This window comes from Bhargavaea sp. CC-171006, assembly GCF_009761675.1.
Classification (GTDB): domain Bacteria; phylum Bacillota; class Bacilli; order Bacillales_A; family Planococcaceae; genus Bhargavaea; species Bhargavaea changchunensis.
Window position 1 is genome coordinate 238,899 of the sequence record NZ_QUZH01000033.1, and the last position, 16,123, is coordinate 255,021.

Annotated in this window: 18 protein-coding genes; 12 read left to right on the top strand and 6 right to left on the bottom strand. The window is 51.5% G+C overall.

Annotation, left to right across the window (positions count from 1 at the left end; genetic code table 11):
* The first annotated feature begins 16 nt into the window (after window positions 1-16).
* The 5 genes from DZC51_RS16090 to DZC51_RS16110 all read left to right on the top strand — a co-directional run bounded on the left by DZC51_RS16090 (window position 17) and on the right by DZC51_RS16110 (window position 5,479).
* Entirely contained in the window at window positions 17-316 is a 300-nt protein-coding gene (locus tag DZC51_RS16090; RefSeq protein WP_157297495.1) for a TIGR04104 family putative zinc finger protein, read from the top strand.
* Window positions 310-1,455, top strand: coding sequence for a M50 family metallopeptidase (locus DZC51_RS16095; RefSeq protein WP_157297496.1), 1,146 nt, complete (start codon window positions 310-312; stop codon window positions 1,453-1,455). Before DZC51_RS16090 ends, DZC51_RS16095 begins: the two co-directional genes overlap by 7 nt.
* A 129-nt stretch (window positions 1,456-1,584) precedes the next feature.
* Window positions 1,585-2,181 carry an anthranilate synthase component II gene (locus tag DZC51_RS16100; RefSeq protein WP_157297497.1) on the top strand — a complete coding sequence of 199 codons (597 nt, stop codon included), beginning with the start codon at window positions 1,585-1,587 and terminating at the stop codon, window positions 2,179-2,181.
* A complete protein-coding gene (pabB, locus tag DZC51_RS16105; RefSeq protein ID WP_157297498.1) occupies window positions 2,171-3,928 on the top strand; it encodes an aminodeoxychorismate synthase component I in 1,758 nt (585 codons plus the stop codon). The genes DZC51_RS16100 and pabB overlap by 11 nt, the downstream gene beginning before the upstream one ends.
* A gap of 129 nt (window positions 3,929-4,057) precedes the next feature.
* Window positions 4,058-5,479 carry a sodium:solute symporter family protein gene (locus DZC51_RS16110; RefSeq protein ID WP_157297499.1) on the top strand — a complete coding sequence of 474 codons (1,422 nt, stop codon included), beginning with the start codon at window positions 4,058-4,060 and terminating at the stop codon, window positions 5,477-5,479.
* Window positions 5,480-5,529: 50 nt separating this feature from the next.
* On the opposite strand, the gene DZC51_RS16115 is transcribed toward DZC51_RS16110, so the two are convergent.
* Complete coding sequence (locus DZC51_RS16115) at window positions 5,530-6,006, bottom strand: S-ribosylhomocysteine lyase (RefSeq protein WP_157297500.1); 477 nt, start codon at window positions 6,004-6,006, stop codon at window positions 5,530-5,532.
* Window positions 6,007-6,178: 172 nt separating this feature from the next.
* Between DZC51_RS16115 and DZC51_RS16120 the strand changes: the two genes are divergently transcribed.
* Window positions 6,179-7,561, top strand: coding sequence for an MATE family efflux transporter (locus tag DZC51_RS16120; protein ID WP_157297501.1), 1,383 nt, complete (start codon window positions 6,179-6,181; stop codon window positions 7,559-7,561).
* 116 nt (window positions 7,562-7,677) lie between these two features.
* Here DZC51_RS16120 and DZC51_RS16125 read toward each other — a convergent pair whose 3' ends face one another.
* From DZC51_RS16125 to DZC51_RS16135, 3 genes are read right to left on the bottom strand one after another with little or no spacing between them, the layout of a single operon-like run.
* Complete coding sequence (locus DZC51_RS16125; protein WP_157297502.1) at window positions 7,678-8,610, bottom strand: aldo/keto reductase; 933 nt, start codon at window positions 8,608-8,610, stop codon at window positions 7,678-7,680.
* Window positions 8,611-8,664: 54 nt separating this feature from the next.
* Window positions 8,665-9,459: a cytochrome c oxidase assembly protein gene (locus tag DZC51_RS16130; RefSeq protein WP_157297503.1), complete on the bottom strand. Its 795-nt coding sequence runs from the start codon at window positions 9,457-9,459 to the stop codon at window positions 8,665-8,667.
* On the bottom strand, window positions 9,449-9,934 hold the full coding sequence (locus DZC51_RS16135) for a DUF2243 domain-containing protein (RefSeq protein WP_157297504.1): 486 nt from the start codon (window positions 9,932-9,934) through the stop codon (window positions 9,449-9,451). Before DZC51_RS16135 ends, DZC51_RS16130 begins: the two co-directional genes overlap by 11 nt.
* 152 nt (window positions 9,935-10,086) lie before the next feature.
* Between DZC51_RS16135 and DZC51_RS16140 the strand changes: the two genes are divergently transcribed.
* Genes DZC51_RS16140 through DZC51_RS16150 form a run of 3 tightly spaced genes read left to right on the top strand, consistent with a single transcriptional unit; the run spans window position 10,087 to window position 11,363 of the window.
* A complete protein-coding gene (locus tag DZC51_RS16140) occupies window positions 10,087-10,653 on the top strand; it encodes a TetR/AcrR family transcriptional regulator (RefSeq protein ID WP_157297505.1) in 567 nt (188 codons plus the stop codon).
* A 57-nt stretch (window positions 10,654-10,710) separates the two neighbouring features.
* A complete protein-coding gene (locus DZC51_RS16145) occupies window positions 10,711-11,049 on the top strand; it encodes a DMT family transporter (protein WP_157297506.1) in 339 nt (112 codons plus the stop codon).
* A complete protein-coding gene (locus DZC51_RS16150; protein WP_157297507.1) occupies window positions 11,049-11,363 on the top strand; it encodes a DMT family transporter in 315 nt (104 codons plus the stop codon). The genes DZC51_RS16145 and DZC51_RS16150 overlap by 1 nt, the downstream gene beginning before the upstream one ends.
* A 69-nt stretch (window positions 11,364-11,432) precedes the next feature.
* Here DZC51_RS16150 and DZC51_RS16155 read toward each other — a convergent pair whose 3' ends face one another.
* Together DZC51_RS16155 and proB are read right to left on the bottom strand one after the other, a co-directional pair.
* Window positions 11,433-12,695, bottom strand: coding sequence for a glutamate-5-semialdehyde dehydrogenase (locus tag DZC51_RS16155; protein WP_157297508.1), 1,263 nt, complete (start codon window positions 12,693-12,695; stop codon window positions 11,433-11,435).
* Window positions 12,692-13,816, bottom strand: coding sequence for a glutamate 5-kinase (gene proB / locus DZC51_RS16160; RefSeq protein WP_157297509.1), 1,125 nt, complete (start codon window positions 13,814-13,816; stop codon window positions 12,692-12,694). The genes DZC51_RS16155 and proB overlap by 4 nt, the downstream gene beginning before the upstream one ends.
* A gap of 161 nt (window positions 13,817-13,977) precedes the next feature.
* Here proB and DZC51_RS16165 point away from each other — a divergent pair, with 161 nt between their 5' ends.
* From DZC51_RS16165 to DZC51_RS16175, 3 genes are all read left to right on the top strand, one after another.
* A complete protein-coding gene (locus tag DZC51_RS16165) occupies window positions 13,978-14,250 on the top strand; it encodes a hypothetical protein (RefSeq protein WP_157297510.1) in 273 nt (90 codons plus the stop codon).
* A 119-nt stretch (window positions 14,251-14,369) separates the two neighbouring features.
* Window positions 14,370-14,789, top strand: coding sequence for a MarR family winged helix-turn-helix transcriptional regulator (locus tag DZC51_RS16170; protein WP_157297511.1), 420 nt, complete (start codon window positions 14,370-14,372; stop codon window positions 14,787-14,789).
* Window positions 14,790-14,844: 55 nt separating this feature from the next.
* Window positions 14,845-16,032: an MFS transporter gene (locus DZC51_RS16175; protein ID WP_157297512.1), complete on the top strand. Its 1,188-nt coding sequence runs from the start codon at window positions 14,845-14,847 to the stop codon at window positions 16,030-16,032.
* Window positions 16,033-16,123 lie beyond the last annotated feature (91 nt).

Here is a 16,123-nt window from a genome sequence, read left to right on the forward strand (position 1 = left end):
GAAAGGAGGGATCGGCATGCCGATCTGTGCAAATTGCCGTCATCGTTGGTCCTTCAGGGAGACATTGCGCGCGATGTATACCCTGAAGCCGACGATGACCTGTCCAAACTGCAAACAGGAACAGCATCTGACTTCCGCTTCAAGAAAACGGGGAGCCTTCATGCCTTTTCTGATACTGATTCCTATGCTGCTCAATGTGTTTTTTGAAATGAACTGGCTGACCTTGATCGGGGGCATGTTGCTGGTTGCGGTTGTCTTCAATCTGGTTTATCCGCGCCTCATTGAAGTCACGAATGAAGAGGAACCGATTTGGTGACAGCATCCCGGGATAAGGGGACGGGACAAAAAAAGAAAAGTCTCGGACAGACATTGGCCGGGCTTGCCATCGGCGTTGTCCTGTGGCCTGTGTTCCTTCCCTATCTGTTTATCCACGAACCTGTAATAGACTTGAAAAATACTCTGGTCATCCTCACGGCCATAGTCGTCAGTGCTGTTTTGGCACTGATTATCCATGAATTCGGACATGCCATCGCCGGTGCCGTATCGGGCATGAAGTTCATGAATATGAGCATCGGCCCTTTAGTCGTCATCCGTTCTGGTGAAAAAAACCGGATCATTTTCCAAAAGCCTGCGCTCGGATACCTGGGCCGTGCCATGTTGCGCTTTCCTGCAGAAATCACTGCAGAACAGATGGAAAATGTGCTGAAACGGTATGTGGCCGGGGGGCCGGCAGCCAATATCATCGCTGCAACCATTTCAGTTGCACTTGTATATACGATCCTGCCATCCGGTGTCCTGCTGACATTTGCCATCGTCAATCTCCTGTTGGGAGCAGCAAACCTGATCCCTTCCGACAGCAAGGGAATGATGACGGACGGAAAACATCTGTCCATGCTGGCGGGAAAAACGCCGGGCAAGGAGCTGGTGCTGATCAGCTACCGTCTCATGCAGGAAGATACGGAAGGGACGGACTGGTCCCCCGAAACGGTGAGAACTGCCGAAGAGCTGGTCAGGAGAAACCCTGATCACCCTCTGACGCCGGCTTTGTATGCTTCATTGTCACCTTATTACATATCTAAGAATCCGTTGTTATCCGAGGAGCTCGGGCGCGAAATCGCATTCCGGGAGAGGCCGCTGAAAATCGACCCGCTTCAGGATATGGCGGACATCGCCATGATTCATACGCTTCATGCAGCAGGCCTACTTTCCTCCGAGCCGGAAATCCGTACGAAGCTCAGCCGGATCGGAGAAACAGAAAAAGTCACCAGGCTGTTTCGGGATGCCTATTCAGCCATCCTTGACCGGCAGGCTGACAAGCTCAACGATTATCTGGATGAATTGGAGCATGTGCTGGGGGAGTGGCACTCGCTGTATCTGGAAGGCATCTATGAGAAAGAGAGGGTCCTCGTGTTGAGGAATGCTCTCAGAGATTGCGAGACTCAGTGTAATCGTTAATACGAGCCGGATGGTCCCGACAAGCAACAGCATTTTGTCGGGATCCATCCGGCTTTCTGCTATGTACGGAAAGAGTGGGGCGCTTTATACTGAGGAGGACACGGAATAACCCATAAATGGAGACTACCTATGATACTTGTTATTGATAACTTTGATTCGTTCACTTTTAATCTTGTCCAATACCTTCGCCGCATCGGATTGGAAGTTTCAGTGCGCAGAAATAACGAAATGACTGCCGAGGAAATCCTGGAGATGGCACCTGAAGCGATCCTGATTTCTCCCGGCCCGGGCAATCCCGATACTTCCGGCATCTGTCTGGAGGTTGTCCGCCGGTTCCACAATGAAATACCGATTCTCGGCGTCTGTCTTGGACAGCAAGTAATATCCAGGGCATTCGGCGGAAGGGTCATCAAAGGCAGCCGGCCGGTCCACGGCAAGACTTCACAGATCACACACGACGGCCGTGGCGTATTCGCGGGACTCCCTTCACCGCTCACTGTGGCCAGGTACCACTCCCTGGTAGTTGAGGAAGCAACGCTTCCGGACTGTCTGGAAGTTTCCGCCAGAACTAAAGATGGAGAAATCATGGGAATCCGACACAAAATGTATCCGGTAGAGGGCGTCCAGTTTCATCCGGAAGCCATCATGACTGAATGCGGATTGGACATGCTCCGGAATTTCTTTTTGGCTTCAGAAAGGCGGGAGGTGATGGCCAATGCTGAATAATGGCAAGCCAGAACCTGTCCTGTCGTTTGAATACGCATCCCATGACGGGAAAATCATCCCCAGAACATTCCGTAACCCTGTGCGGGTGATCAAGGCTGAGCATGTCGGGGAAGTGATTCCCGCACTGCGGAACATCCAGAAAGCAGTGGAAGATGGCTGGTATGCCGCAGGATATCTTTCCTATGAAGCAGCACCTGCCTTTGATCCGGCATACAGGGTCAAAGAGGGAAACAAGATGCCGCTCCTGTGGTTCGGGATTTTCGGGGAGCCTGAATACAGCGAACTTATCGCATCAGGCCAGTGCGAGGTCTCTGATTGGAAGCCGGATACCGGGGAGCAGGCGTACAGGGAGGCGATCCGTTCCATCAGGCAGGCCATCGAATACGGGGAAACCTACCAGACGAATTACACCATCCGGCTGAACAGCCGGTTCAGGGGAGACGAAGTCGCACTGTTTGAACGGATGAAGCGGGCACAATCCTGCAACTACAGTGCGTATATCAACACCGGTGAACACTCCGTGCTGTCGGCTTCTCCTGAGTTGTTCTTCAGGGTGACAGGCAACCGGATTACGGCAAAGCCGATGAAGGGTACGGTAAAGAGAGGGAAGACATCAGAAGAAGATCAGGCGCTCTCCGAGTGGCTGGCCCATTCTGAGAAAAACCAGGCTGAAAATGTGATGATCGTCGATCTTTTAAGGAACGATCTTGGCAGAATTGCCAAGCCGGGAAGTGTGGACGTTCCGAAGCTTTTTGAAATCGAACGCTATCCGACCGTGCATCAGATGACTTCCACTGTGGAGGCGGAACTGGAGGAAGGAACAGATCTGATCGATGTATTTGGAGCGCTATTTCCCTGCGGGTCCATCACTGGCGCACCCAAGGTCAGTACGATGAATCTGATCTCACATCTTGAGCAGTCTCCGCGGGAAGTATATTGCGGAGCAATCGGATTCATCACACCGGAACGTGAAGCCGTGTTTAACGTCCCGATCCGAACGGTGATGATCGAACAGGCAAGCGGAAATGCAACTTACGGTGTGGGGGGCGGCATCACGTGGGATTCGACCAGTGAAGAGGAGTATGGAGAAATCCTTGCCAAGTCTAGCTTTCTGAAGCTTGACCGCCCGGAGTTCAACCTTTTGGAAAGTTTTCTGCTTGAGGATGGCCGTTATTTCCTGAAAGAGGCGCATCTGCACCGGATGTTGCGCTCTGCACACTATTTCGGTTTTTCTTTTGACCTTGGAGCTATCTCGGAAAAGCTGAATCAGCTCGCAGAAGAACTGCCCGAAGGCGCTTATAAAGTCCGCTTCGTGCTCGGCCCGGATGGCAACATGTCCGTGGAAGGTCAAAAGATCACCCAGAGCCCCAGGCTCCCAAAAGTGATTCTTGCAAATGACCCGGTCGACAGGGAAAATCCGTTCCTTTACCATAAAACGACCCATCGGACCGTCTATGATCAGCATGCAGTTACCGGCTGCCATGATGTCCTTTTATGGAATAAGGAAGGACAGCTGACGGAATTCATCAATGGCAATCTGGTGCTGGAAATCGGCGGCAAGCTCTGGACACCTCCGGTATCCACCGGACTGCTTGCAGGCACTTACCGCGGCTTTCTGCTGGAGGAAGGCACCATCAATGAAAAAGAGCTGCACCTGACCGACCTGGAATCTGCCACAAGAATCTGGCTGATCAACAGTGTGAGGAAATGGGTGGAGGTCCGGCTGGAGAATAAACAAAAAGAATAGATGCAGAAAAGGCTGTGCAGTCGCACGGCCTTCTTTGTATTGGACGTAAAACAGTAATTTCCATAAAAAAAAGGAATCCGGGCGAAAGTTGTGGAAGGGAGGGGAAAGATATCGGAATGGGGGGAACTCATGAATACTTCAGTTTGGATATGGGGAATGACAATAGTGCTATGCGCACTATTTATTGCGGTCGCATTCATGTTCAGAAAAAAGTCGGCTGAAAGTTTTGTGCAGTATGCGATTGCCGGCGGAACACTTCCCTTTTTTCTGATTCTCTTCACAGACATCGCAACCATCATGGGAGTCGGAAATTTTGTCGGACACTCCGCCAAAGGTTATGAGATCGGGGTGGCGAATATCCCGTTTGTTTTTGGGGAGCAGGGAGCCAAGGTTTTATTTGCCCTCGTATTTGCCGGCTTTGCAGCACGATTTACATATGTCACGATTGCGGAGATGATGGATGACCTGATATTGCGCGACCGGATTGCCCGGGCGCTGATCGCCATCCTGACTTCTGCAATCATGATCGCTTGGACAAGCGGCCAGGCTATCGGGATGGGTGCGCTTTTCTCCACATTCACAGGAACCGAACCGCTGCCGATGATCCTTCTCTTCTCCGGGGTGTTCATCGTCTATACGACAGTTGGCGGCATGTATTCTGTTGTGTGGACGGATTTCATTCAGGGTTCGCTCCTCATCGTGATTGCGCTTTGGTTTTACTACCGGATATTCAGTGAGGTTGATTTCAGTTATTCGGCACTGCAGAGCCAGCTTGCCGATGTCGGCGGGCTCCATCTGGCAGCACTGAACCTCTCTGCTATGGAAGTGTTGAGTCTGTTTGTGACCGGCGTATTCGGAATCCTGGCAGCGCAGGTCTACTGGCAGCGATGTTTTGCGGCGGAGAGTCCGAAGGTGGCGAGCCGGGCGATGCTGATCGGCGGTATCGTCGCCATTGTATTCACTTCACTCACGACGCTTGCGGGGATTGTCGTCTATACAAAGAATCAGTCCCTTGATCCGAATCAGGCCATCTCATACTTTATACTGGAGGAACTGACACCGGTCGCGGTTCTGGCTTTTTTCCTCCTCGTCTTTTTGGCAGCTATCTCAAGCGCATCTTCCCTTCTTCACGCGGCTTCCGTTGTCATCGTGAATGACCTGGTCATTCCGAATATGAAGAAAAGGGAAGAGTCTTTTTACGTGAACCTGACCCGATGGTGCGTCCTTCTGGTCGGAGTATTTTCGATCGGGGCAGCCCTGCTGTTCGAGTCGATCATCGACTTGTTTTCTCTGGCCTATACAATGGCGGGCGGCGGCGTTGTTCCTGTGCTGATTGTAGGGCTCCTGTGGAAGCAAAGGAAGTCGGAGAAATTTGAAATGGGGGAACGGAACAGCCGTGTCAGCGTATGGGGAGCAAGGGCCGGTATTCTTGCGGGCGCTGTCGTGTCGGTGACAGCGGGAATCCTCTGGGGAGTCCTCGTTTCGGCAGTTCTCACTGTTCTTGTCTCGCTGATGCTGCCAAACGGAAAGCTTCCGGTAACAGAGGCGTAAAGATCCATAGAGAAACCAAAAAGGAGACTCCGCGGGGGAGTCTCCTTTTTTCAGTTTACAGGTTCCGCAAATTTGCGTTCGAATGCATCAATGCTGATTCCGGCATCCAGAACTTGCTTGGAATATTCTTTTGCTGCAAACAGGGAGTGGTCCCTGTAGTTGCCGCATTCCAGTGCGGATACGGCCGGGACAGTTTCGGTTTCAATCACTTTTTCAAGTGTCGCCTTCAGTGCTCGTGCAATATCTGCAGGGTCATGCTCATCCCAGATGATCATATAGAAACCGGTGCGGCATCCCATCGGGGAGATATCGACAATTCCCTCGATTTCATCTCTCATATACGTGGCGAGCAGGTGCTCAAGTGTATGAACCGCAGAAGTCGGCATGGCATCTTTGTTTGGCTGAAGGAAGCGAAGGTCATATTTTTGAAGCGATGCGCCTTTTGTATGCTGCTCTGTGCCTGCAAGCCGGACATACGGGGCAATCACCTTGTTATGGTCCAGAAGGAAGCTTTCGACTTGTGCCATTGGGCCATCATCCTTTCATATTTGAATTCCTACTTATCATATCAGATTTAAAATACAAAATAAACCATCTAATCTTTCATCGAAAAACCCGAGTTAAAGTGGTTCCCAACACGGAGTCGGCATGGTATGATATTTCCTGTTTTGATTCTAAAAAAAGGAAGAAGGAAATGCGATGTCTGCGACTGCAGTTGGCGGCCAGGAAAACAAACTGAGCCTGTATCATCTGACGTGGCCGATTTTTCTTGAGTTGTTTTTGTTCATGCTGATGGGGTTGACCGATACCTTCATGTTGAGTTCGCTGTCGGATGATGCCGTCTCCGGAGTCGGGGCTGCCAACCAGTATATTCATATCGCAATCCTTGTGCTTGAGGTCGTCGGGAACGGAGCGGCGATCGTCGTCTCCCAGTACCTTGGTTCCAGGCGATATATAGAAGCCGCGAAAATTTCCGGTCTGGCGGTTTCATTGAACCTTCTTGTCGGCCTGGGTCTCAGTGTCATGTTTATGCTGTTCACGAACCGGCTGATGACTGCCATGAATCTGCAGGGCGAAGTGCTTGCTCATGCCGAAGCGTACTTGTCCATTGTTGGCGGTGCGATTTTCCTGCAGGCCATTATTAATTCCCTTGCTGCCGTGATCCGGGTGCATGGATTCACGAAACAGACGATGTTCGTATCCCTCGGCATGAACATCATTCACGTGGTCGGGAACTATGCCCTCATCTTCGGCAAGTTCGGCCTACCGGAACTCGGCGTGCAGGGGGCTGCGATTTCGTCGGTCGGCAGCCGGATCATCGCCGTGTTCGTCTTTTTCTGGTTGCTGTACCGGGTGATGGAATATAAGATTGAATTCAGATACTACATCACGTGGACGAAATCCTACATTGTAAAGATACTGAACATCGGGCTTCCGAGTGCGTTTGAGCAGATTCTGTATCAGGGATGCCAGCTTGTTTTCCTTTACTATGTGACGCATCTCGGAATAGAAGCGCTTGCCGCCCGTCAGTATGCGGTGAACATTTCGATGTTCAGCTATCTGTTCGCATTGGCGATCGGTCTCGGGACTTCCATCATCACCGGCCGTCTTGTCGGAGCCGGGAATAAGGAAGAAGCCTATAGCGGGCTTTGGAAAAGCCTGAAATGGGCGTTCCTGTTTACCATCATCATGGTCGCACTCGTCATGACGTTCCGCTATCCGCTGATGCGGCTCTTTACGGACAACGAGGCGATCATTGAACTCGGTGCGTCCGTTCTCCTGCTTGCGTTTCTTTTGGAAACCGGAAGAACGTTCAATATCGTCATCATCAACTCTCTGCGTGCATCCGGGGATGCCAGATTCCCTGTGCTGATGGCTGCACTCTCGATGGTCATGATGAGTCTTCCGCTTGGCTACTTCTTCGTATTTGTCCTGGATCTAGGTCTTGTCGGCGTCTGGCTCGCCATTGCAGCTGACGAATGGACCAGAGGGATTATCATGGCCCTTCGCTGGAAGAGCCGCGCCTGGCAAAGGCACTCTCTTGTTGATGACGAAGTGCAGGCGGCTCCTGAGATTGCATGACGACAGAATGAATTTGTTCATATACCGCACAAGGCGATTTGCTGCCTTGTGCGTTTTTTATGATGAAACAACAGCCGGTTCCTATGAAGGAGGAACCGGCTGTTGCATCATTCAGATCATGAGAAGATGGATTCGATTTCATTTCGTTCTTGTTCGGAGAGGTTCACATCAAGTGCCTTCAGGTTGTCGAGTATCTGCTCAGGACGCTTGGCACCCGGAATGATGGAATCAATCGGTCCTTTTCCGAGGTAGTAGGCGAGGACAATATGTGCAATTTCTGCGTTGTGGGTTTCGGCGATGGGCCGAAGCTTGTCTACGCGCCGTACATTTTGTCTGAACGTATCACCCTGGAAACGAGCCTGGTTTTTCCGGAGATCGTCGAATGTCTCATTGCCGCTGTATTTCCCGGCGAGAAGACCTGCAGCAAGCGGGTAGTAGGGGACGAAAGAAATTCCATGCTCGGAAGTGTACGGAAAGTAGCTTTTCTCTGCTCCGCGCTCGAGAAGATTATACTCTCCCTGGAATACATCCACATAGCCGTCCCGGTTGGCTTCCTGCAGCTGCTCAGTGGTAAAGTTCGAGACACCGATTGCACGGATCTTGCCTTCATCCTTTAGTTCTTTCAACGCACCGACAGCTTCTGCTTTTGGTGTGTCCTCATCAGGATAGTGGATGTAGTAAAGGTCGATATAGTCGGTCTGTAGCCGCTTCAGGCTTTTTTCCACTTCCTCGCGGAGGAAGGCAGGAGAGTTATCGACGACGATGCCGTCCCCGGACTGTCGGTGTGCCCCTTTTGTGGCAATCACCAGTTCCTGTCGCCTGCCGGATTCATGTACCACCTCACCAACGAGCTCTTCAGAACGGCCCATTCCGTAAATAAATGCAGTATCCAGAAAATTAATGCCGTGGCTGATCGCCGTGCGCACAAGTTCCCGGCCTGTCTCTTCACTCAGATTCGGGTACAGATTGTGGCCGCCGACCGCGTTCGTACCAAGACCGATCGGGTTTACGTTAAGTCCTGATTTTCCCAAATTCACCTGTTTGCTCATACACGCAGCCCCTTTCATTCGTTGCGGTGTTCCTACTACAGTGTAGGGGAGCCATTAAGATGATTCAATTTTTTGATAGGAATGTCGGGGAGCGGTTGACCGATACCAGCTGCGGAACAGCAGGATGATGATGACCAGGTCGACCAGGTCACCTCCGTAATACATGAGCATGGCGCCTTCCCGGACTTCATCAGCCGGAAACCCGGTAAGAGGTTTCGCGTAAATGTACTTGCTCAGTATACCGTGTGCGGCAAGCGTGAAGATGAAAACGACCGTCCGGAACAGATGGCTGCACGGATGCGGGGCAGGGTCGATGTAGATCATCGAGATGGTGAACAGATAGCCTGCAGCGAATACATGCAGGTGGACGAGCAGGTAGAGCCACAGATGTTGATGCATCAGCTGGAACAGGGGTGTGGCGTAAAGAAGCCACAGTCCGCCGATGTTCAGCACGGATGCCGTTACGGGGTTCCGGTAAAATTGCGCGATCGGATGGCGCAGCACATTTGTCACACGCCTGGCCGCCAGTACCGGAAGTGCACGGAGCAGAAGGGTGACAGGGGCAGAGAGGGCGATCAGGAGCGGCGCAAGCATCCCAAGCAACAGGTGGCCGGCCATGTGGAGGCGAAAATCATAATGGGCAGCCTCGGCAAACGGTCCTGCAAAAACAAGCGAGACCATTACTGTCCCTGATAGCCATAGGATAAACCTCCATGCAGGCCAACGTCTTAGCCGCTTGACCCTGTTTGTCCGGAGCGTCAGGATCAAGTATCCAACTGCACCTGAAATCGCAAACAGCATGACGAGAATCTGTAGGACAGCGGGCAGGAACGGCTGTTCATGATGCAAGTGTCTCGCCTCCGCTTGTCCGTCTGCTTTCCTTTTTGGCGCTGCGTATCAGGAGCAGCCCCGCAATGATCATGATGACTGCAGTGATGTTCCAAATGAGGTCGTATGGCAGAATGTCAACATGGTAGCGGATCTGGTGAATCCTCATCAGCTTATGCTGGATGATCCCGTCATACAGCTGGAATCCGCCTCCGCCAAGCAACTTGCCTCCCCAAAACATCTTGTGCCAAAACACATGGCGGCGCATCAGGTCTGCGACCAAATATAGGCCGCCCACTGTGGCGAACCAGCTGAATGCGTGGAACAGACCATCGGAGATCAGGCCGATGGAAGTCGTTGACCGGTCGTAGAACTTATGCCAGTGAAGCAGCTGGTGGAAGATGGTCTCATCAATAAATGCGACAAATCCGAGTCCGAACAAAATGCCTGCCCATAAGTTCTTTTTCCAATGGCTATATTTGTGTTCTGGTGACATGGTTTCCACTTCCTCCTTTATGTTGGAAACAGGGGAATATACGACAAGTATTGCCTTGCATGAAAGCCGGTAAACCGGACTGCAAGATTGACAGTTTTAAATGGTCAATATAAAATGAATGAAAGTCAGTCATGAAACTGTGAGGTGATTGGGTGGATAAGCGTGAGCGAATCATTCATGCCGCAATTGAGGTATTTCGGGAAAACGGAATTGAAAAAACCAAAATCTCCGATATCGTGAAAAAAGCCCAGATTGCACAAGGGACATTTTATCTGTACTTTCCATCCAAGCTTTCTGTCATGCCGGCCATTGCCGAGAAAATGGCGGCCCGCATGGAAGAGGCCATCCGCCAAAGTGTTAACACTGAAAATATTTGGACCGGCCAATTGCGGGAAATGATCGGTGCCGTATTTACCGTTACTGATGAATACCGTGATGTATCCACTCTTGTTTATGCCGGTCTCTCCGCCACAGAGCATGTCAGGGAATGGGAAGAGATTTACCGGCCGCTTTACATGACAGTATCTTCGATGATTGAGGAGTGGGAGTTACAAGGTGAAATCCGAGAGACCGACCCGCACCGGACGGCAAGACTGATCATCGGACTTGCCGAATCCGCAGCCGAACAGATCTACCTGTTTGATTCCTTTGATGCAGCTGAAGAACGCAAACAACAGGAAGCAGTTAATGAGTTTGTCATTCACGCTTTACGGAAGTAAGGCGTTGTTTTTTCAAGTAAAAATGACTGAAAGTCATTCATATGTGGAGGGATGAATATGAAAAATGCATGGTTCTACGTGATTCTCACCTGTATATTTGAACTGCTATGGGTTTATGGATTCAGTATGGCGGACAGGTGGTGGCACTGGGCATTGATTCTCGGAATCATTATTACGGATTTTCATTTTCTGGCGAAGGCTTGTGAAAAGTTGCCTACCGGAACGGTTTATGCGGTCTTCGCTGCGGCAGGGGCGGTCGGAACAGTGGTGATGGATGTGTATCTGTTCGGAGGAACGATGAACGAAGCGAAGCTGTTCTTTATCCTTTTGCTCGTGGCAGGAGTGATCTCCCTTAAAATGGCTGATAAAAAAGAAGAAAAGGGAGTGAATGCGTGATGGGCTGGATGTTTGTCGGGGCTGCCGCACTGTTTGAAGTGATCGGGGCAGTCGGTTTGAATTTATACAGCAAGAAAAAAACCTGGATGAATCTGCTGATGTACGGTGGGGGATTCGGTTTGTCATTTTTTCTGTTGTACCAATCATTTGGTTATCTTCAATTGAGCATTGCCTACGCGGTCTGGGTCGGTCTGGGTACGGCCGGGGCAGTCCTGCTGAATATGCTGCTGTTTGGCGAACCACGGAATCTGCAGCGGCTCCTCAGCCTGTTCGTCATCCTGGCAGGCGTGGTTGGTCTGAAAATGGTGTCATGAAAAAGCCGGCTCCAAAATTGGAGCCGGCTTTTTCTGTCCTGCAGGAAATTCACTAAACATGGCGAAAGATTACTTGCACTGTCCGTTTCCTGAAATGAGTGTTTTTACGGAAGTGAGGGCAGGAAGGCCCATCGGCCCTCGCGCATGCAGCTTCTGGGTGCTGATCCCGAGTTCCGCTCCGAAACCGAACTCGAATCCGTCTGTGAAGCGGGTGGAGGCATTGTGGTAGACCGCTGCGGCATCCACTCCGAGCTGGAACGTTTTTGCGTCAGCCAGGCTGGACGTCACAATGGCTTCCGAGTGACGAGTGCCGTACGTATTGATGTGGGCAATCGCTTCTTCGGTGGAAGAAACGATTTTGATGGCGACCTCAAGGTCGAGGTATTCCAATCCCCAGTCTTCGTCTGACGCGACGAGCACGCCGTCAGCAAGGTTGTTCACTGCTTCGTCGCCGTGCACGACGACGCCTTCCCATTGGAGTGCCGCGACAAGTTCTGCCGTGTGGGGCCATTTCTGATGAATCAGGATCTTCTCCGCCGCATTGCAGACGGAAGGCCGCTGCGTCTTGGCATTGACCGCGATGCTGATTGCCATGTCCTTATCAGCGGCTTCATCGATGTAGACATGGCAGTTTCCGGCGCCGGTCTCAATCACCGGAACAGTTGCCTGATTGACCACGGTCCGGATCAATTTTGCACTGCCGCGGGGGATCAGTACATCCAGGACATCATTCATCTTGAAGAGACGCGCTGCGGTTTCCCGGCTCGTGTCTTCCACGAGCTGTACGGCATCTTCAGGCAGTCCTGCTGTCGCAAGTGAACTCCGGATGACGCTGACCAGAGCCATGTTGGAATGGATGGCTGAAGAACTGCCTCTCAGGATCACGGCGTTTCCGGTTTTCAGGCACAGTGCTGCCGCATCGACCGTGACATTCGGACGCGCCTCATAGATGATCCCGACAACGCCGAGGGGAACGCGTACAGTGGACAGTTTCAATCCATTTGGCCGTTCCCAATCCTCCAGCACTTGGCCGACCGGGTCGGTGAGTTGTGTGAGATCGTTCAGTGCATCTGCCATCGCGTTAATTCGGGCTTCATCAAGCATCAGTCGGTCGAGGAGAGATTCAGACAGTCCTGCTCTGCGCCCGGCTTCCAGATCCGCCCGGTTCGCTTCGAGAATCGCCGGCACATTGTCCAGGAGTCCTTGGGAAATCGCCTTTAACGCCTCATCTTTTGCAGTTGTGTGCAGCCCTCCCAAGACAGCGGCTGCTTGCCTTGCGTTTTTCCCTTTTACATGCAGCTCATCGGTATGTGTGGCCTGTACGTTCGTCATCGAACCGCCTCCTTGGTTTTGAGATGGATCCACCGGTTGCAGTGGATGACTTCCGGGGTCGTTCCGCCGGATATTTTCATGGCTTCGTCTCCCGGTTTGCCGATGATTTTGCTGACGGTGTCTGCAGGGTAGTTTACCATGCCCCTGCCGATCAGTTCACCGTCCTCGTCAAGGACATTGACCACTTCGCCCTGCTTGAAGTTCCCGTTTACTGAAGTGATTCCGACAGGCAGGAGGCTGGTGCCTTTTCCGGCGAGGGCACGTGCCGCGCCGCCGTCCACTTTGATGCTCCCTGCAGGCACTGAGCATAATGCCATCCACCGTTTGGAATCTTTGCCGGACATCAGCGAGGAGATGCCGATATAAGTGCCGTCGCCGCGTCCTTCCACGATATCGAAAAGTTTTTCGGCTCCGTCTCCCGTCCCGATGAAAACATGGACGCCCAGGCTGCCCGCTGTCCTGGCGGCCAGCACCTTCGATCGCATGCCGCCAGTGCCGACAGAAGATCCCGCACCTGACGCCTGTCGGAGAAGTCCGTCGTGGATTTCCGGGATAAAGGTGTATTTTTTGGCATCCGGATCGGTGTTCGGATTACCGTCGTAGAGGCCGTTGACGTCGGTGAGTATGGCGAGGAAATCTGCATGCACCAGGCCTGCAACGAGTGCAGAGAGCATATCGTTGTCTCCGAACGTGATTCCTTCGACCGACACCGAATCATTTTCGTTCACAATCGGCAGGGCCCCCCGGTGAAGAAGTTCTTCGAGCATCCTGCCGGTATTGTGGAAGCGTTCCTTTCGCATCAGGTCCTGCCTTGTAAGCAGCAGTTGAGCCGTCACAATGCCGTGACTGCGGAAGGCATCTGTGTATGCCTGCATGAGCAGCCCCTGTCCGACTGCGGCGGCGGCCTGTTTGCCGGCAGTCGTGCCCGGACGGACGGCATATCCGAGATCCTTGAAACCTGCGGCAACAGCACCTGAAGAAACCAAGACCACTTCATGGCCGGCTTCCATAAGTAAAGCGATTGCCGCAACATGCTCCTGGACCTTCGGTTTCGACAGTCCCCCGCATGTATCTGTCAATGAGCTGCTGCCGATTTTGACGACAATCCGCCTTTTCTTCATCCGAAACGCCCCCAATGCGAATGTTAAGAATTATTATGCAACAGTTTAGATTTTTAATCAATAAGAATCTGGCGCAAAATATTTTTTCAATTAATTAGTTGAATCTTTTACTAAGAATCATCCGTATCTTTATAAAAAGGAACCAGGGGAGCTGTTTAACCATGACAGGAGCGATCTTAATTGTAATGATTGTGATGACGGTACCACTCAGCGCAATCATTACAGACCATAAGAGAAGAATGGCAAGATATGAGGCAGACAGGCTCCAAGATGAGATTGAACTTGAAAAACTCAAGCAGCAGAACTTTATTGCCGAAACCGAAAAAATGAAACTTGAGCTGGAAAAGATGAAACTGGACTACACAGCAGATCTGTCAGTCGAGAAAGCTTCAACCGAGCCCATATTATTAAATGACGCAGCGGATGGTAAGTAATCATCTGCTTTTTTTCTTTTCTGTGTATTCTTTCTGTAAAGACAGAAACTTTACAGTCAGGCCACGGCCATGATAATATTAGTTAGCAAAACTAACTACTTGTAATAATGGAGGATTCTATGGAACTCAAAGCGCATCAGCTGTTTTTCAGGAGGTTCACCGACTTATACCGGCCGTTTATCCAGAGGACGGCAGATGTTCTGTCCAAAGTCGGACTGACTGTACCCCAATGGTCGGCTCTCCGGCTGATTGCAGAGCAGGAAGAGATGACACCGGCTGAGCTTGCGGCACGGCAGTTTGTCGAGAAGCCGACAGTCTCCAGAACGATCCAGCAGCTGCTGGAGAACGGTCTGATCGAAACCAGGCCTGGGCAGGACCGGCGGGCCAAGATCATCCTGGTGACTGATCACGGACGAAAAGTGTATGAAAAGGCGTCATCAGACATTGAAAAGCTCGAGCGTGAAGTGATCGGTGACATTTCTGAGCAAGAACAGGAAAACATGTCTGTACGCTTCGTGGAGATGCAGCGCCGCTTATAATATGGCGCTTTTTTAGGTTGAATCTGTTTCATGAAGAGTAGAAAGAGGGCTGTCTATGCAGAAACACCAGCTTTGGACGAAAGATTTTATCTTTGCTTCACTTATTAACTTTTTCCTGATTATCGTCATGTATCTATTAATGGTGACCATCGGGCCTTTTGCCGCTGACAGATTCGGTGCGGATGCCGGCACGGCAGGTCTCGTCTCGGGTTCCTATATCATCGGAGCGCTCATGGCACGCTTCATAGCCGGTCCTCTCGTTGAAAAGGTCGGCAATAAAAAAGTTCTGATCGCGGGAACGCTTCTTTATGTCATTTCCGGCGCAACCTATTTCCTTGCTTTTAATCTGCCGCTCCTCCTGCTGATCCGGTTTATCCACGGTATGGGAATGGGAATCGGTTCGACTGCAACAGGATCTATAGTCGCCCGGGTTCTGCCTCCGGACCGCAGGGGGGAAGGGATTGGATACTATAGCCTGAGTTCCGTTCTCGGCGCTGCTCTGGGTCCATTCCTCGGGATTTTGCTGGCAAAGCACCTGCCATTTTCGATGCTCTTCCTTTTCTGTACGATTCTGGCCCTCGCCTCGTTTATCCTTGCCATCACGATCAAGGCGGATGAGGGGATGGAAGCCATCCAAGGACAAGAAGGGAAGAGGCGCTTCAGTATCTGGTCGGTCGTCGAAAAAAATGCACTTTCCATCGGGTTTGTCACCCTGTTTATCGCCATCGCATATGGCGGAGTGCTGAGCTTTATCATGTTTTACGCCGAAGAAATGGATCTGGTTACGGCTTCAAGTTTCTTCTTCCTCGTCTACGCCATCACTGTGCTGCTGTCCAGGCCATTCACCGGAAAGCTACTGGACCTGAAAGGCGGCAATATCGTCATCGTGCCTGCACTTCTTCTTTTTGCAGCGGGGCTCATCCTTCTAAGTGAATCGGTCACTGGGATCATGCTGCTCGGAGCGGGAGTACTGATCGGCCTTGGCTTCGGGAACTTCCAGTCGAGTGCGCAGGCCATTTCGGTCAAAGTTGCCGATCCGCGCAGAATGGGGCTCGCGACGTCCACATTCTTTATTTTCCTCGACTTCGGTGTAGGCTTTGGCCCCTACATCCTGGGGAGCCTTGTGCCGCTCGTAGGCTACGCAGGAATCTATAAGATTCTGGCCGGAATTGTCCTATTTGCCCTCGTAGTATATGGGGCTGTATACGGGGCCAGGGAACATCGGGAACGAAAAGCAGCATAACGCATTGGGGATGCCTTGTTTGGCATCCCAGACTGTAGACAAAACGTACCCAGATGAAATCTTTCTGGGTACGTTTTGTCATTCATGTGGA

Excerpts from the sequence above, each read along its gene's own strand:
- DZC51_RS16090 (WP_157297495.1), top strand. The coding sequence starts at position 17 with ATGCCGATCTGTGCAAATTGCCGTCATCGTTGGTCCTTCAGGGAGACA.
- DZC51_RS16100 (WP_157297497.1), top strand. The coding sequence starts at position 1,585 with ATGATACTTGTTATTGATAACTTTGATTCGTTCACTTTTAATCTTGTC.
- pabB (WP_157297498.1), top strand. The coding sequence starts at position 2,171 with ATGCTGAATAATGGCAAGCCAGAACCTGTCCTGTCGTTTGAATACGCA.
- DZC51_RS16110 (WP_157297499.1), top strand. The coding sequence starts at position 4,058 with ATGAATACTTCAGTTTGGATATGGGGAATGACAATAGTGCTATGCGCA.
- DZC51_RS16115 (WP_157297500.1), bottom strand. The coding sequence starts at position 6,006 with ATGGCACAAGTCGAAAGCTTCCTTCTGGACCATAACAAGGTGATTGCC.
- DZC51_RS16120 (WP_157297501.1), top strand. The coding sequence starts at position 6,179 with ATGTCTGCGACTGCAGTTGGCGGCCAGGAAAACAAACTGAGCCTGTAT.
- DZC51_RS16125 (WP_157297502.1), bottom strand. The coding sequence starts at position 8,610 with ATGAGCAAACAGGTGAATTTGGGAAAATCAGGACTTAACGTAAACCCG.
- DZC51_RS16135 (WP_157297504.1), bottom strand. The coding sequence starts at position 9,934 with ATGTCACCAGAACACAAATATAGCCATTGGAAAAAGAACTTATGGGCA.
- DZC51_RS16145 (WP_157297506.1), top strand. The coding sequence starts at position 10,711 with ATGAAAAATGCATGGTTCTACGTGATTCTCACCTGTATATTTGAACTG.
- DZC51_RS16150 (WP_157297507.1), top strand. The coding sequence starts at position 11,049 with ATGGGCTGGATGTTTGTCGGGGCTGCCGCACTGTTTGAAGTGATCGGG.
- DZC51_RS16155 (WP_157297508.1), bottom strand. The coding sequence starts at position 12,695 with ATGACGAACGTACAGGCCACACATACCGATGAGCTGCATGTAAAAGGG.
- proB (WP_157297509.1), bottom strand. The coding sequence starts at position 13,816 with ATGAAGAAAAGGCGGATTGTCGTCAAAATCGGCAGCAGCTCATTGACA.
- DZC51_RS16165 (WP_157297510.1), top strand. The coding sequence starts at position 13,978 with ATGACAGGAGCGATCTTAATTGTAATGATTGTGATGACGGTACCACTC.
- DZC51_RS16170 (WP_157297511.1), top strand. The coding sequence starts at position 14,370 with ATGGAACTCAAAGCGCATCAGCTGTTTTTCAGGAGGTTCACCGACTTA.
- DZC51_RS16175 (WP_157297512.1), top strand. The coding sequence starts at position 14,845 with ATGCAGAAACACCAGCTTTGGACGAAAGATTTTATCTTTGCTTCACTT.